At 42.7% G+C, this 15,402-nt stretch carries 19 protein-coding genes; all 19 read right to left on the bottom strand.

The annotated features are described in order from the left end of the window. Window positions 1-37 precede the first annotated feature (37 nt). Window positions 38-253: a DUF4314 domain-containing protein gene (locus ACOXXR_RS03970; RefSeq protein WP_445278788.1), complete on the bottom strand. Its 216-nt coding sequence runs from the start codon at window positions 251-253 to the stop codon at window positions 38-40. Between the two features lie 79 nt (window positions 254-332). Beyond that, entirely contained in the window at window positions 333-455 is a 123-nt protein-coding gene (locus ACOXXR_RS03965; protein ID WP_272943094.1) for a hypothetical protein, read from the bottom strand. Between the two features lie 106 nt (window positions 456-561). After that, window positions 562-1,734, bottom strand: coding sequence for a DNA cytosine methyltransferase (locus ACOXXR_RS03960; protein WP_445278787.1), 1,173 nt, complete (start codon window positions 1,732-1,734; stop codon window positions 562-564). Beyond that, on the bottom strand, window positions 1,731-2,990 hold the full coding sequence (locus ACOXXR_RS03955) for a site-specific DNA-methyltransferase (protein ID WP_445278786.1): 1,260 nt from the start codon (window positions 2,988-2,990) through the stop codon (window positions 1,731-1,733). Before ACOXXR_RS03955 ends, ACOXXR_RS03960 begins: the two co-directional genes overlap by 4 nt. 9 nt (window positions 2,991-2,999) lie before the next feature. Next, window positions 3,000-3,422, bottom strand: a complete 423-nt coding sequence (locus ACOXXR_RS03950; RefSeq protein WP_445278785.1) for a helix-turn-helix domain-containing protein — start codon at window positions 3,420-3,422, stop codon at window positions 3,000-3,002. A 208-nt stretch (window positions 3,423-3,630) separates the two neighbouring features. Continuing rightward, the gene (locus ACOXXR_RS03945; RefSeq protein WP_445278784.1) at window positions 3,631-3,996 is read right to left on the bottom strand and encodes an HNH endonuclease signature motif containing protein; all 366 of its coding nucleotides are present in this window, start codon (window positions 3,994-3,996) and stop codon (window positions 3,631-3,633) included. 214 nt (window positions 3,997-4,210) lie between these two features. After that, window positions 4,211-4,804 carry a PBECR4 domain-containing protein gene (locus tag ACOXXR_RS03940; protein ID WP_268684894.1) on the bottom strand — a complete coding sequence of 198 codons (594 nt, stop codon included), beginning with the start codon at window positions 4,802-4,804 and terminating at the stop codon, window positions 4,211-4,213. 208 nt (window positions 4,805-5,012) lie between these two features. Further along, window positions 5,013-5,252 carry a hypothetical protein gene (locus ACOXXR_RS03935; protein ID WP_445278783.1) on the bottom strand — a complete coding sequence of 80 codons (240 nt, stop codon included), beginning with the start codon at window positions 5,250-5,252 and terminating at the stop codon, window positions 5,013-5,015. 148 nt (window positions 5,253-5,400) lie between these two features. Next, the gene (locus tag ACOXXR_RS03930) at window positions 5,401-5,628 is read right to left on the bottom strand and encodes a DUF7678 domain-containing protein (protein WP_053092366.1); all 228 of its coding nucleotides are present in this window, start codon (window positions 5,626-5,628) and stop codon (window positions 5,401-5,403) included. A 179-nt stretch (window positions 5,629-5,807) separates the two neighbouring features. Continuing rightward, window positions 5,808-6,158: a type II toxin-antitoxin system PemK/MazF family toxin gene (locus tag ACOXXR_RS03925; RefSeq protein ID WP_445278782.1), complete on the bottom strand. Its 351-nt coding sequence runs from the start codon at window positions 6,156-6,158 to the stop codon at window positions 5,808-5,810. An 11-nt stretch (window positions 6,159-6,169) separates the two neighbouring features. Then, the gene (locus ACOXXR_RS03920) at window positions 6,170-6,658 is read right to left on the bottom strand and encodes a hypothetical protein (protein ID WP_445278781.1); all 489 of its coding nucleotides are present in this window, start codon (window positions 6,656-6,658) and stop codon (window positions 6,170-6,172) included. Beyond that, window positions 6,651-8,003: an SNF2-related protein gene (locus tag ACOXXR_RS03915; protein ID WP_445278780.1), complete on the bottom strand. Its 1,353-nt coding sequence runs from the start codon at window positions 8,001-8,003 to the stop codon at window positions 6,651-6,653. Before ACOXXR_RS03915 ends, ACOXXR_RS03920 begins: the two co-directional genes overlap by 8 nt. After that, complete coding sequence (locus ACOXXR_RS03910; RefSeq protein WP_445278779.1) at window positions 7,954-8,265, bottom strand: VRR-NUC domain-containing protein; 312 nt, start codon at window positions 8,263-8,265, stop codon at window positions 7,954-7,956. The genes ACOXXR_RS03915 and ACOXXR_RS03910 overlap by 50 nt, the downstream gene beginning before the upstream one ends. A gap of 243 nt (window positions 8,266-8,508) precedes the next feature. Next, window positions 8,509-10,863, bottom strand: coding sequence for a VapE domain-containing protein (locus ACOXXR_RS03905; protein ID WP_445278778.1), 2,355 nt, complete (start codon window positions 10,861-10,863; stop codon window positions 8,509-8,511). Between the two features lie 10 nt (window positions 10,864-10,873). Next, window positions 10,874-12,805 carry a DNA polymerase gene (locus ACOXXR_RS03900; protein WP_445278777.1) on the bottom strand — a complete coding sequence of 644 codons (1,932 nt, stop codon included), beginning with the start codon at window positions 12,803-12,805 and terminating at the stop codon, window positions 10,874-10,876. Window positions 12,806-12,840: 35 nt separating this feature from the next. Beyond that, window positions 12,841-13,374, bottom strand: coding sequence for a DUF2815 family protein (locus tag ACOXXR_RS03895; RefSeq protein WP_445278776.1), 534 nt, complete (start codon window positions 13,372-13,374; stop codon window positions 12,841-12,843). A gap of 1 nt (window position 13,375) precedes the next feature. Beyond that, a complete protein-coding gene (locus tag ACOXXR_RS03890; protein ID WP_445278775.1) occupies window positions 13,376-14,518 on the bottom strand; it encodes a DUF2800 domain-containing protein in 1,143 nt (380 codons plus the stop codon). Beyond that, complete coding sequence (locus ACOXXR_RS03885) at window positions 14,502-14,798, bottom strand: rRNA biogenesis protein rrp5 (RefSeq protein WP_445278774.1); 297 nt, start codon at window positions 14,796-14,798, stop codon at window positions 14,502-14,504. Before ACOXXR_RS03885 ends, ACOXXR_RS03890 begins: the two co-directional genes overlap by 17 nt. 13 nt (window positions 14,799-14,811) lie before the next feature. Further along, a complete protein-coding gene (locus ACOXXR_RS03880; protein ID WP_008282373.1) occupies window positions 14,812-15,336 on the bottom strand; it encodes a DUF7768 domain-containing protein in 525 nt (174 codons plus the stop codon). Between the last annotated feature and the right edge of the window lie 66 nt (window positions 15,337-15,402).

Raw genomic sequence — 15,402 nt, 5'->3', positions numbered from 1 at the left:
CTTCAGCCCACAAGAAAAAGCCCGAAGGCTTAATTTCTTATGAATCGATTTTCTCTACTTCATCAATATCATGTAACACATGGAGTTGTCGACCATTGTCCCATTGAACAACCAAGGAACCAATATCATCTACATCTTCCACCGTTCCCAACATACCAATTGGCACTGGATTCGGGTCTTCCATTTTTAAGAGTCGCACCCTTGTTCCAGCAGGATACCGCTTTTTTAATAATTCTACAATCTTCGCATTCATATTTGTTCTCCTTTGGGGTTCAATTTGTTCAGTGATATAATAGCTCTATTATACATATTTATCCAGTCACAAGAGATAATTATTCGAATATTTTTTGACTTTCAAGAGTGGTCTCCACAATCAATTGCTCAATCATTTGATTGATATATTTCAATTCTAGATAACCAAACTGATTGGTCTTCAATGCCCTCTTAATATGCATAAGCAGTTCCTGAAGTTGTATTTTGGAAACTGGTGATATCGATGGAAACGACTCCAATTGAACAGCAATTTTTTCAAGATAATGCTTGGTTTCTGATTCAGGAAGATTATTCGTCATGATTTTCCTTTATCGCATTTAGAATGGCTTTCCCAATAGCAAATACAACTGATACTGTCACACCGTTACCTGCTTGTTTATACAACTGAGCATCCGAATTTACGGCACAAGCTTTTTCAAATAACTCATCAGGAAATCCTTGAAGCCTGAAGCATTCTTTAGGAGTCAATCTTCGAATCTTAACTGTTTTTCCCTTCCAGACAACAGCTCCCATTTGCCCTCCGCAAGAAAGGTTATGAGCCAATCCTTTTCCAACTCGTGCTCTTCTTGTTCTGGATCCTGGATAAGATAAATCAACTGAATCTCCAACATTCGCAACTTGATAACCTTTCTTAGTACCATTGCGAACCTTTATCCCCTCTTGATCAGCAACTTCTAAAACTGCTGTATTCATAGCTGTTCTTTTTGTCGCCCCTGATGTATAGCGAGCAGTGATACAGCGTGCTGTATTTGTTACCTTGGGAGCTGTCAAAGATTGGTCAATCATATAAAGTCCTGTTTTAGCACCTACTCCGCCTCCCTCACCAACAAGAGTCGTTGAAATGCCAGAAGTATCATAAACTCTGTAACTTTGCATGCCACCTATAAGCTGCTTAAGATGGCTGCTGCTTTCTCTGCGGACAGGTAATACTTGTCGTCTACCTCTGCTTCTAAGATGTCCGAGAGTATAGACTCGTTCTCTGTTTTGTGCGACTCCGTAATCTTTGGAATTAAAAATCTGCCATTCGAGGTCATACCCTGCTTGACCCAGACTAGAGAGATAGTCGAGATAATCTCGTCCCCCGCCGCTTGATAAAAGTCCCTTAACATTTTCAAGGAGTATCCACTCGGGTTTATCCTTTTCTTCTTGGCTTTCGAGCAAAGCAACAAATCTAAAAAAGAGTCCACTTCGTTCACCGTATAATCCGGCTCGCTTTCCTGCGATAGACAGATTTTGACAAGGGCTTCCCGCACACCATAAATCTGCTTTTGGAAGTTGTACTGGGTTGATGCTTGTGATATCGTCATGGAACCATTCTCCTTTCGTTTCATACATGGCTTCATATGATTTTCTTGCAAACTTATCCTTCTCGCAATAGCCAATACATTTCATTCCCGTCAACTCTAATCCAAAACGAAAGCCACCGATTCCTGCAAAGAAATCTAGAAAAGTTATCGTCATTGTGCTTCCTCCATTTCATTCACAGCCTCTTCAAAAAATAATGTCCTGCCTTCACGGATTAGTTTCACATCCGTCTTTTCTGTTGCTTCCATGTAGCGTTTGACAATAACATCGACAAACTTCTCATCCAGTTCTATGCCATAACAAATTCGACCTGTCTGATCAGCCGCAATTAAGGTAGAGCCACTGCCTAAAAATGGGTCTAGAACAAGAGTTCCTCGAATAGAAGAATTTTGAATCGGATAAGCCATGAGCTGAACAGGTTTCATAGTTGGATGCTCCTTACTGGATTTTGGACGGTCATATTCCCAAATGGTCGTCTGCTTTCTGTCAGAAAACCATTGGTGCTTCCCTTTTTGTTTCCAACCATAAAGAACTGGCTCATGTTGCCACTGGTAAGGGCTTCTACCTAATACCAGAGCATTCTTTTTCCAAACGCAACAACCGCTCAGATAAAAGCCAGCATCCTTAAAGGCCCTTCTGAAATTCAATCCTTCTGTATCTGCATGGAAAACATAGATGGAAGCATCATCCTCCATGGACTGTTCTACATTGACAAACATGTTAAAAAGGAACTGATAAAAATCCGCATCGGACATATCATCATTTTTGATTTTTCCCGCAGTTTCTTCCACATTAACATTGTAAGGAGGGTCAGTTACGACAAGGTTGGCCTTCTTATCTCCCAGGAGAAGCTGATAAGTTTCTAGCTTTGTAGAATCACCACAAATCACTCGGTGTTTCCCAAGATGCCAGATATCTCCTTGTTTTGAGATAGTCGGTTTTGTCAGCTCCCCATCTACATCAAAGTCATCTTCTTTCACTTCCTTGTTGTGAACCTTAGAAAATAGCTGATCGATTTCCGGGGCTTCAAAACCGGTTAGGTCTAAATTGAAATCCGCATCTTGCAAGTCCACCATCAGGTCTGCGAGAAGTTCTTCATTCCACGCGCCTGTGATTTTATTTAAAGCAACATTCAGAGCCTTCACCTTATTCTCATCATCAATCCGAACCTGAACACATTGAACTTCTTTATAGCCTAAGTCAGATAAGACGGTCAGTCGTTGATGGCCTCCAATTACAGTGCCATCGAAATTAACAATAATCGGGTCAACATAACCAAACTCCACAATGGATTTCTTGATTTTTTCGTATTCCTTATCACCCTTCTTGAGTTTCTTTCGTGGGTTATAAGCTGCTGGTTTTAAAGAGTCAACGGGTAAAGAAACCCATGTCATATCTTGTGTGACTTTCATACTACCTCCTTAGTAAAAACGAGATTGAATATAGCAGGCATGGCTACAAAACTTCCGGTTCGCATTGCCGTATGATAAAAAAGACTTACCGCAATGTTTGCAAGTCAATTCATAGTAAGCTGTATTTTGCTTCTGATGTAATTCTGGATGGTTCTGCCACCAGTATCTCCGACAGGTATCTGAACAAAACTTCTTAGGTCGCCCAGTTCCTTTGGGGATAAAGGTTTCTTTACAGTGAAGGCAACAAGGAAGGCCGCTGGCTTGGTCTTTCATCATCTTTGTGACGGCATTTCGATAGCCCAATAGTTCCGGATTGCGTTTGCAGTAATTGCGAACAGAATCCCTAGACAAACCGACTATCTTTCCAATTGATTGGTATCCCAAACCTTCAGAACGTAGTTTTCTAATCTGTTTTCGTTGAAAATCGTCCATTTCTGCCTCCTTTCTTTACTGAAATCTCTAACCTTTTAAACCATAAAACGAAAGAAAAATAAGCCATAACATCTTGTTACAGCTTGTTTCTCAGTTATTTATTTCTTCAAAAAATATACCCCTTTTGCATTTTGCGAAAATGCACGTTTGAGGGGGCCACGGTCTTGTGAGAGACAGCTCACAGAGATTTTATCCCCCCTCCCCTTCACTAAAAATCATATCCATAAATCGGAGTATGGTCTTCGATCACGGTTTTATGATCATGACAGGATTTACAAAGAGGTTGCCAGTTGCCCTCATCCCAGAACAATTTTTGATTTCCTCGGTGAGGAACGATATGGTCCACCACTGTTGCCTGCCTGTAGCGATTCCGCTTCAGGCACCGTACGCAGAAGGGATGAAGTTTCAAGAAACGAAGCCTAGCTTTGTTCCACCGTGAATCATATCCTTTAGCTTTCGTGGACTTTACTTCCAGTGAATGAAGCTGGCTGTGTTCCTCACAATACTTGGAACCGTAAGGCACTAGCCTTGGACAGTTTGGATGCTTGCAAGGCAGAGCGGATCGTCTTGGCATGGCCTTCACCCCTCTCTATATTTTTTCACATCTTAATCATATCACAATATTTCGTGCAAAGCAGTACCGACTTAGTACCGTATTAGTTCCAGGGTAGTTCCGCACTAGTTCCACCCTAGTACCGGAGTAGTTCCGTCTTTTTGATTTTTGCAGTTTTTACTTGACAAATAAAAAAAGTTCTATCTCATAAATGATAGAACCTCAAAGTTTAATCTTATAAATAGTCATCCCAATCTAACCCATCTTTTAGGAAATGTTGCTTTAATTCCTCTCCCAATAAACTTTTAGAATATATGCAAGTTACAGGGTCACCCTTTGGAAATACTTCCTTTGACTTTAAATTTAGTAGTGACTGTGGAACTATTTTAGATTGTGTATCCTTGAGTGTCAGTGCCAGGATTTGCTTTCTTGTTCTTAAAGAATAGTCAAATTCTAAACGCAAATACTTACCAGAGCCAGTCAAACAAACAAATGTTCCAACCAATTCTTGAACAGCTCCTAATACTTGTAGCTTTTGCATTGTTGTTCCGTCTTTCTTTATGCTCACCTGGTCAATACTGATATGATTAGCTAAACAATCGTCAAAGAAACTCCCTGGTCCTTTTTGATAATATATTCCACATAAATGCATGAAGTTGGTTGGAGAAAAATAAACCTCAACTACATTAGATTCTGTATGGTAATACATTACTTTTCCCACAAAATTTTTCTTGAAAAAAACCGCCGCAAAATGTAACTGTATTAAAAAGCGTTGAAGCTTAATTCTTTCACCATAATTAGGTTTTTTATATTCTTCTTGTTTTGCCATACTCTCCTCACAAAAAAAGTGGCTTACAGAATCTGTAAGCCACTCAGTCAGTCGGTTTATTCTGGTGTCTGCCACCGCCTGGCCCTTACGTCCAAGATTAATATCGGATTTAGTTCTGGTGTCCGCCACCGCCTGGCCCTTACGTCCAAGATTAATATCAGATTGACCATGAGCCGACTACTCATCTATGATTATATTATACATCATATCAGAGAGCTATGCAAGTAAAATCTTTTTCCAAAGAACAACGAACCATATGCCTGTAATAGTTCTCCATCATGTATGTTGCCATATCTGAAATGGCTTCCTTTGTCACTGGCATAACCTGCATGCTGTAGGTTTGTTGATTATAAAGTGTCAAAAATTGAACCTTGATATGGTAGATGTGAACTCCTGAAGCAAATAAGGTAGATAGGATTTCAACTTCTAAGATTTTCAAGTGTAGCACCTCTTTCTGTTGATATTTCTAGTATAACTCAAAACAACTGATCAGGGATTGCTATCCTCTCAAATGTACAAAAAAATGCCTGAAATGACCATTCTTGTATCTCAGACATTTTTAGGGAAGAAACTTCAAATATTTCTGCCCTCTATATTTAAGCTGGAAAACGTTCTAGAATCTGGTCCAAAATTTCTTCTAGGCTTTCATCTTCCGGGTACATTTCCCAACCCCTGTCGTAACTAATGACTTCCTCACCGTCTACGTCCACTCCCAATTTAAAGATTCGTCCGTTGTCTATTCCATCCTCGAAAGGTTCAGTGCTCACCTTTGCTAGGTAAACCACCTTTCGATTGCGGCTTGTAAATATTCCTTCTTGCCACATGTTTCTGCCTCCTTAGTCCAACCAAACGTAGTCGTCAACTTCCAACGTGGTAAAATCCGTATTTCTTAATTAAGTCCGCTATTTTTTTCATGGCTTTTACCCCTTTTCTTTTTTGTATGTGTATGTTACCGTACTACTCTTTATTTATCAAGTCATTAGCGAAGATTATTCAAAATTTTTTAAACTCCTATCTGGATCCGTAAAGCCCGGTCAATCCGCACCAGCCAGGCTTCTTCTCGAATGGTCATGACCTTATTTTTCAACTGAAATTTATCCACCGTAAGAACCTGCTCTGCCAAAACCAAGCTGGACCACTTGAGCCCTTTGAAAACTTTCCTCGGTAGATACACATGAGTAGGCAGGTGCTTTTTCTTTTGAACTTGCTTGGTTAGGGGAACAACCGTAACCAAATGAGAATGGTCATTAGCCTTATTATTGCTGACGACGATGGCCGGTCGAATCCCTTGCTGAATATGACTGTTTTTCTGATTTCCAAAATCTACGTAATAAATATCTCCTCGTTTGCACATATGGTTCTCCTCTAGCTAAGTAAAAAATCTTCTAACTGCTGGTTTCTAATGGCATAAATCAATCGCAGTTCCTTAATGGCTTTCTGCTTCCACCTGCTAATGGTACTGCGGCTGATATGGTACTTGACCATGAGATTGTCCCAGCTTTCTGACACAATGACTAAATCCGTCACAAATTCCGCCAAATCATCTGGAAGCTGACTGATAGCTACTTCAAAAAAATGCAATTCCTGAACTAAACGACAGTAGCGCTTTGACAAATATTGATAAAGCTCCCGATTGGCTTTCTCTGTTTCTTCCTTGTAGGATAAAGCTATGACCTCACTGCGATAAGGATTCTTACTGGTCTGCACCCTTGGTTCATCAGACCGACCATAGACCATGGTGTCCAGCATCTCATTTTCTGAGACGCCGACAAACTGGTCCAACTGGCTGCGTAAGAGCTTCATCTCCTTTTCCATGTTCTTATAATCATAGAAAAGGCTCTCTATTTTATCCATCCACTTCCTCCTCTCTCAATTCATATTTGACGGCATCAATCAGGGATTGCTGAGAGATGTCCTTTTCTCTCAATCGTTTCATGACATGTTCGTCTATGGTATTCTTCGTAATGATGTGGTGAAGAACCACCGTTTCTTTCTGCCCTTGACGCCAGAGCCTGGCATTAAGTTGCTGGTACAACTCCAAAGACCAAGTTAAGCCAAACCAACAAATGGTATGACCGCCGGCTTGAAGATTAAGCCCATGACCGCTGCTTGCCGGATGAATCAAGCCAAGGGGAATCTTTCCCTTGTTCCAATCCTCAATATCCTGATTTCTTTGAATCACTCTTGCTTCTGGAAAGCGTTCCTTGATGCGTTTCAAATCATGCTGGAACCAATAAGCGACTAACAAGGGCCGGCCGTTCATACTCTCCACCATTTCTTCAAGAGCCACTAACTTCTGATCATGCAAGAGTACAGTATCCCGATTCTCATCATAAATCATGCCATTAGCCATCTGCAGTAATTTATTCGAAAGGCTAGCACTGTTTACGGCATCCAGCACCTGTCCTTTAAGTGAAACCACCATCTCTGCTTTGAACTCCTTATAAATTGCAAATTCGGTCTCCGACATCTCAACTAGAACTTCATTGTCCACTCGCTCTGGCATATTAAGATAATCCACTGCTTTCATGGAAATGGTCATGTCCGCTATCTTATCGTAGATGGCTTCTTCAGCTCCAGCTTTAGGCTTATAGGAAAAGATAACCTGACCGTTTCGTTTGTCGGGGTCAAAATACTGATTGCGAAAAGCTGTGATGAAGCGCCCTAAACGCTCTCCGCCATCTAAAATACCAATCTCAGAAAACAGATCCATGATATTTCCAGGGGTTCCAGTCAAACCGACCATGCGCTTGATTTTAAATCGAACTTTCTTTAAAGCTTTGAATCGTTTGGCTTGATAAGACTTGAAGCTAGATAGCTCATCAATCACCACCATGTCAAAATCAAAGAGTTGATTCTGAATCAACCAGACGATATTCTCCCGGTTAATGGTATAGATAAAGGCTGTGCGTGATAAGGCATCTCTTCGTTCCCGTTCACTGCCAATAGCCATCGAAATATCAAGGCCCTTTAAATGCTCCCACTTATCCAACTCACTCTTCCAAGTATGACTAGCAACACGAAGTGGGGCAATGACCAAGACTTTTCTGACCTCAAATGAATCCAATATCAAATTCCACAATGCCGTTAAGGTAATAACGGTTTTGCCTAGTCCCATATCAAGAATCAAACAGGCTGTCTCATGCTCCTCAATGAATCGAGTCGCCACCTCTTGATAAGGATGTGCCTTGTATGTCATCTAGTATTTCTCCAATCTTTCCTTTATCATCCAGCACATAAACCAGAAAACCTAGTTTTCTTAACTGCTTCATGCGCCTTACCTGAATCTTTTTTGGCCTTTCTCCTAGAGCTTTTAACTCCACAAAACCAAGCCTACCTTGAGGTAAAATCACAATTCGATCAGGCACTCCTACCAAGCCAGGCGAGACAAACTTCATGGCAAGACCACCCCGCTTCTGACTTTCTAGTCTCAGTTTTTCTTCAATTTCTCTTTCTCGCACTTCTTCTCCTCCCAGGGTTTCCGATAGGGGTTGCCAAAAGGGTTCAAACTCCTTACGCACGTACGGGTGCCCATTACCCCTATTTTACTAGTAGTAACACTACTCTCTTAGAGAAGATAGGCAACTAAGGAAACTAGCACTAGAGAAACCACTATTGGCAACGGCTTTGAGAGGTTTCCCATTCGGTTGCTAAAAGGTAAAATCGAAAACCTGTGGAAACCAACTAACGGTTCCCAAGTTGCCTTACGTCATCCGAACAAAAGCACGCTGAGTGCCATACAGGGAAAATTTCATCTTACCAGTCGTGTTTCCAGTGTACTTATTCCAGCCACCGATTTTATTTAGAATCCCTTCAATTTCGTAGGAATCAGCCTTTTTGATATTCTGCCGTTCCTTGCCAAAACACTCACACCAAATTTCCATAATACAGACCCGGTCACGTTGCTCTGTCCCTTTCAAAGTCTGACTGCCAAAGTCACTACCAGCCAAGAAAGTCCGCCTCTCATATAAGTCCATCTTGGCCCAGGTATCGGGCAATAAGGTATCCAGGTACTCAACTACAATGCCTTCTCGGTCATCTGATTCCATAGCTTCCTGTCGCTCTTTATTCGCTTCATTTTCTGCTTTTCCTTTTAGAAACAATTCTTCTCCTGATTCATAATAGACCTTGGCTTCCGCCCACAGCTGGTCCACATCGACTAGTTCCCAAGGTTTCAACTGGCTGGTATCTGCTACTCGCACCGGCCAAAAGCGACGATTCCCAGTCACATCTCGTAAGAAGCCACCTTCTGAATTGGTTGACCCCACAATGATACAAGCGCGTGGGTGACTTTCGACATTCACCCCATAGGCTTGACGGAACTTATCATCCTGGCGAGATATAAAGGATTTGACAGTTTCCACATCCGTTTTTCGAATCCCAGTCATTTCAGAAATTTCTAGAATCCAATAGCCCTGGAGCTTCTCTGCTGCAGTTTTATCCCGCATATCAGAAATCGCCAGAGAATCCGAGAACCATTCTTTTCCTAGCTTGAGAAAGAAGGTAGACTTTCCTATCCCCTGTGGTCCATTTAAAACTAAGATAGAATCAAACTTAATACCTGGTTCATAAATTCTTGCTATCGCAGCCACCATAGTTTTTCGCATGACTGCTCGTGTATAAGCTGTGTCCTTTGACCCAAAGTAAACGATAAGGAGCGAATCAATACGCTCAACACCATCCCAGACTAAGGGTTCTAAATACTCCTTAATTGGATGGTAGAGCCGATAAGAAGTCACCACAGCTAATAGAGCATCCTTAAACTTGGTAGGTGACCAAATACCATAGACACGCTCAAAGTAGAGCTTGGCATTAGCTAAGTCCGAATCATTCCAGCCAGGACGTGACCGTCTCCAAGGCAGCTCACCAATCACATCAATAACATTCTTGAATTCGTTGTAGACAATGTTTTGAAGGTTGGGGTCAAAGTGGAGAATGGTTGCAATGTTGGATAAGGTATCCTTAACACGGCCAGTCTTATCCAGCTCTAAGCTCGCCTGCCAATTCTCCGTATCAGTGAATTCCAAAGTTGCATCAGCTAAGCGCTCTTTTGCCAGTGTCTCCTTGGTCACATCATCTTTTAGGACAAAGTCCTGCATAGCCTTATAAGACGGTTGCTTAGCTGAATCTTTCTTTTCCTCATCATCCTGATCACCAAAGAGATGCAGGCGAACCAGGTCAAAAGCCGATAAAAGCCTGTGACCATAAGGGTCGGTCGCATGATGGCTATATGCAAATTTGTCATCATAAAGAACAACCCCAGCACTAGTTGTGGCATGAATATAATCAAAACGACCTGGAATTCTGGAAGGCTTGTAAACATCTCCTAGAAATTTTTCAATTGCTTCTGTAATGGTGTAGGTTCGGTTAAAAGCCCCAATCAAACCAGATTTTCCTAGTGGGTCTGCTTGTTTGGCAATGGCTCGCTCCAGCAGTTTGTTCTGCCGGCTAGATACTGGCCACTCAGTTGTATCTTTCCAGTTTTGATAGCGTGCTAGAACCGTATCCGGATTAAGGAAATTTCCCTCCAGTTTTTTGAAGACAAACTCTCCGTCTTGCGAGGTTGAAGGCCAATACATGAGGCGACTTGGTTCATAGGTTGTATCATCAAATAGCTCCATACCGATATCTTCAGCCACTTTTCTGGCAACAGCCTGGTATTCTTCAGCCGTTACTTCCCGAGATAAGGGGATAATCAAACGTAGCCTTGGATGCTCTTTGGTATGTTTATGCGTTGAATAGAAATAGGCAAAGAAAGAAAAGAAGAGTTCGACTTCATCCATAATGCCAGGTGTCGCAAAGTCCATATCTAAAGTCAGAGCCGAGCGAGACAACACCGCATCTTTCTTTCGTCTTCCTTTGTCAAGTTTTCCTAAAACAAAACCGCCGACATCTTTAATGTTATCTTGTTTTGATTTCGCTAGTTTCTTATACTCTGCAACGGTCTCAGCCGTTCGGATAGTGGTTGAAATGCGGGCTTCAAACTGCTCCAAGCTATAACTGGTTTGCGTCCAAATCTTATCGGTTCGTTTGTTTCCTAATGAAATGATAAGTTCCATTCTTTCCTCCTTAATCTTTCTTATAAAATTCACAGGCATAGCCGTCGGCCCGTAAAGGCAGACCTTCGGCCCAGTCTGGCTTTGTGGCAAGTAGCTGGCAGACTTCTGCCACACTTCCTTCTCTCACTTCTACCACGGCTTCATCATGCACATGAAGAACAATAGCTAACCCCTTTTGCTTGAGCTGCATCATGCCATAAGCCAATAAATCTCGGGCGATACCCTGCACAATATTTTCGACTAACTTTGGCCCATAGGTCTCAAGTCGAGTCCATTTCTTACTCTCACCAATCCCTTCATAGGTTAAGCCAAGTTTTCCAAATGCATTCATGCCCATGCGAGGTTTGACATAAGCTAGCTTTCGTCCAGAAGGCAGCGTAATAAAGAGCATGCCAGATTGATAGCTGATGACGAGATTCTTAATCTTCTTCGGTTCTCTTGTTTCATATACCTGTTTTGCGACCTTGTCTATCTCCCACCAAAAGGTTACAATATGCGGATTGGCCGACCGCCACTGATTGACAAGTGGCTGCAGCTCCTCTTCTTCCAGTCCCATATCCAGTGCTCCCATAGCGGTTAAAGCACCAACTGAACCGCCATAGCCAAGAGCCAGCTCCGCAATCTTACCTTTCTGACGAAGGTGGCTATTGATACCGTGTTTTTCAACCGGTACTCCAAACATAGACGATGCGGATGCACAGTAGATATCCCCGCCCTGTTCAAAGACTTCTAACCGCCAAGATTCCCCAGAAAGCCAAGCCAGCACTCGGGCTTCAATCGCCGCAAAGTCAGCGACGATAAACTGATAGCCTGCTTTAGGGACAAAGGCAGTCCGGATGAGTTCGGAGAGGACACTAGGGACATTGTCATAGAGAGTATCCAAGGTTTCAAACGGTCCCTCCTTGACAAGACTTCGAGCAAGAGACAAATCCTTGAGTTTGTTCTGAGGGAGATTTTGTACCTGGACCAATCGTCCAGCCCAGCGACCGGTACGGTTTGCCCCATAGAATTGCAGGAGACCGTGTACCCGACCGTCTGAACAAACGCAGCGTTCGATAGCCTGGTATTTCTTGACGGAGGTCTTGGACATCAAGAGGCGCAGTTTCAACATTTCAAGGACTTCACCATCCGCTTCTTTTAGTTGTTTGGTCACATATTTCTTTCCCAGCGAATCCATGAAGATTCCCTGCTCTTTCAGCCAGACTTTTAATTGAGAAACGGAATTCGGATTTTCTAGGCCGCTTAGCTCATAGGCGCGCTTCGTCACTTGCTCCTTATAAGAGAGGTCACAAAGAATGGCCTGTTCAACCAACTGCTGATCTACTTCTATTCCTCGGTCATTGATTTCTTGATCCAGCTGATAGAGAAACTGCTCACTCTCAATTAAGGGATAGTTTCTTAAACGAACTCGAATGGCTTGTTCCACCTCTACATCTTGCTTGCAATAGCTTTTAAACAGTTCCCAGTCCTCAGGTGCATGATGAGGAAAGTTTCGCTTGCGCATACCATTTGCTTTTGTTGCTTTACAGGGCAGACAGAAATAGCGAATCAGTCTGGCTCCTTCTTTCATCTTTTGTTCTTTTATGTTGAGAACTCGTCCTACTCCTTCAAGGGATAATGGTAGACCTAAACTTGCTGCAAGCACTGCCGTACAGGACCAGGAATTAGCTGAAAGATGCTTTCCTAGAAGCTTGGAAAGACAGACCCTCTCAAAGTTGGCGTTGAAGGCCGTTTTTATAATGGCATCATCTAATAGAGCTAAACGAATCTCTTCAGGAATCTGCTCTCCCTGAGCCAAGTCTACCACCTGCGTTTCTTTCTCGTCCTCTTTATAGGCAAAGAGCAAAATCTCAAAGGCTAGACTATCCACATAGCGATAGACTCCGCATTTTGTTAAGTCTACATCTGAATAAGTTTCAATATCAATGCTTAGAGTTTTCATCCGTCCTCCAATAGGTAAAGAGGTGGAGACCCACCTCAGGCTAGAAAGTCGTCATCATCAACGGTTCCGAATTCATCTTCTGCTCGAACTCGGCCACCCAGTGGATCTCCGTCTTTCAATTTTTGAATGTTTCCAAGGCCAGCTGCTACCCCACGATTGCCATTGGAATTAAAGCCATAAAATGTCACAGATACCCGACCATAACAGCCTGAATAGACTTCCGCCTGATCTAGGATTGGCTGAACCTGCTGGTCTACGACCTGCGGCTTTTGTTTGGAATTGCAGTTAATAAAATAACTATTGGCATAAGCTTCATCATCCGGCCGGTCAATATCTCCGTCTCGGAGTGGTAGTTTCAGATTGGCTGGAATCTTCCCTCCAAATTTTGAAATAGCTTCTTGTTTGGCCTGCTCTACGGCTTGTTGGATTTTCTGAATCGTGGCCTTATCGCTCTTTGGAATAATAACTGATACAGAATATTTCGGTTCTGAACCATTGATAGATTGCGGCTCCCATACATTCGCATAGGATAGACGTCCAGGGACGATTACTTTTGTTTCTTTTGACATATTAGCTTCCTCCAAATTCAGCTGCTGCTGGAATATATTCTTTTCGTTTATCACTTTCAGGAACAAGGGTCAGCTTGCCTTGAGGTTTGCGGACCAAATGCCCTAACACTCGGTTAAATTCTTTCTTGCCCATCCGTTTCTCCAGTTCAGTCAGAGAAACCAGACTTTGTTTATAGATATCCGTGAAGCCTTCTGCTTCCGCAAGTTTGGCTACCTCATCCTCGTCGGTAAACTGACGGATAGACCGGCATTCGACCAGTTTAAACCCTTCCCATGATTTATGAGATTCAATAGCTACCTTGGTCGCATAGTCTTTTACCTCTGTCGCCCATTTGACCAGATCATCCACATGAAGAAGAATTTCTTCAATCTCTCCATCTGTCAAAAGATGAGGGGAAGCCAACTGGAATTGTTCAAGCTCTTTATGATAGTCCATTCGTGCCCGAAGAACGGCATTACAAGGTGAGAACTGACACCAAGGACCATAGGTGACCTCTCCTTCTCCTTTAAAAGCCAGTTCAGCCTTAGGTTTCAGATTCGTCTCAGCCCACTCTAGCAAATCTTCTCGTTGTAAAATAGCCGTTGAGATATTCCCTTTTCGTGGCTGAAAAATGGTCATCTTGACTTCTTCAATATCATAGAGAGCATCGTAGAACTCCAAGGCTCCCAGGGCATAGAGCTTCATCTGCGGGTTGTTCTCGGCTTCGACCAGCACCCCTTTGCCATACTTGAAGTCCACAACATGCAGGGTGCTGTCTACCACAATGACACAGTCAGCCGTCCCAAATCCTTCTGGAACATAGCGAGAAAAGTCAACTTTCTGCTCAATAAGAACAATTGGATCACTGGTACCTTGTTTCAGTTGTTCAAACTCATCTATGATGAAGGCAACATAATCTTCCGTGGCTTGTTCCATCTCAAGCGTCAACTCACCTTCCGGTTCTTCTGCTTCTATCCGAAGTGCACTTTTCAGCTTATACTCAGCTAGAGCATGGGCCAGTGTCCCCTCTTCTGCTGCAGGATTAGTCTTGTGTTCAAAGAACTCCTCTAAGCGAGCAAGAGGCGGCACCGTCAGCCAGCGGTGGCTGGAGGATGCTGATAATAGTGCGTGTTGTTTTCCCGCCATATCAGAGTCCTTTCGCATCTTCAAGAAGAGAAGAATAACGCTTATCTTCTACCGCAGAGAGCTTGTTTGCTCCATACTTTTGAAGGAGTTCTCGCACCCGTTCTGTTTTACCAGCTCGGGACTTTTCGGCCAGAACTTTACGGATATCTTCAATAGTGACTGTTGGTAAAGCTGCCTTTTCAGCTTTTTCCACAGGTGCTTCATCCGTTAAGTCGACTACACCACACAGTTCTTCCAAACTATCTGCCAGCATTCGTAAGTTGGAGACAACAGTTTCTAGTTTTTTCATTTGAGCCATAGCTTTTCCTTTCTTATTCTAAGAACATGCTTGGAAATTTCGACCAAACAGAATCTTTCGTATTAGTAACTCTTGGATTCTTTTCTCCTGCATAGCGAACTTTGTGGCCACTACATTGGAGGGCAAACAAGGGTTCTACCCGGTCATCAATTTCCATGGTATGTGGATTGATAGGCTGACCATTCTCGTGGAATAATCGGAAAGGTTTCCCCAGCTCTTTCGCCGTTTCAATCTCATACTTCATACCTTGAGAGATATTGGGACCATAGACCCAAATCTCATCACATCGCTTCAAAAGCTCCTGCCCCATGGTCAAGCCCTGGATTCGTTCATCAGGATTCCTGTCGTTTAAGAACTGTGTCAAAAGCAGATGCGGTGCAAGGGGGACATAGCCAGCTTTGGCAGCTTGCTTGGAATAGGCAATGGCCTTCTTTTCATTTTCTGCAACATTCCCTCGATAGGGTGAACAAATAAATACTATTTTCATTCGGAAAATTCCGTCCTTCATCAATTTTTTGGAGTTACTATCGATGGCCATCTCCAACTCACAAGACTAGTATAAAACCATTTGGCGAAAGTCAACAGAGCAAAAAATGAGGGGTTT

Source organism: Streptococcus sp. KHUD_013 (assembly GCF_052588545.1).
Note: the sequence above shows the minus strand (reverse complement) of the source record. Positions and strands in the feature narration are given on the sequence as shown.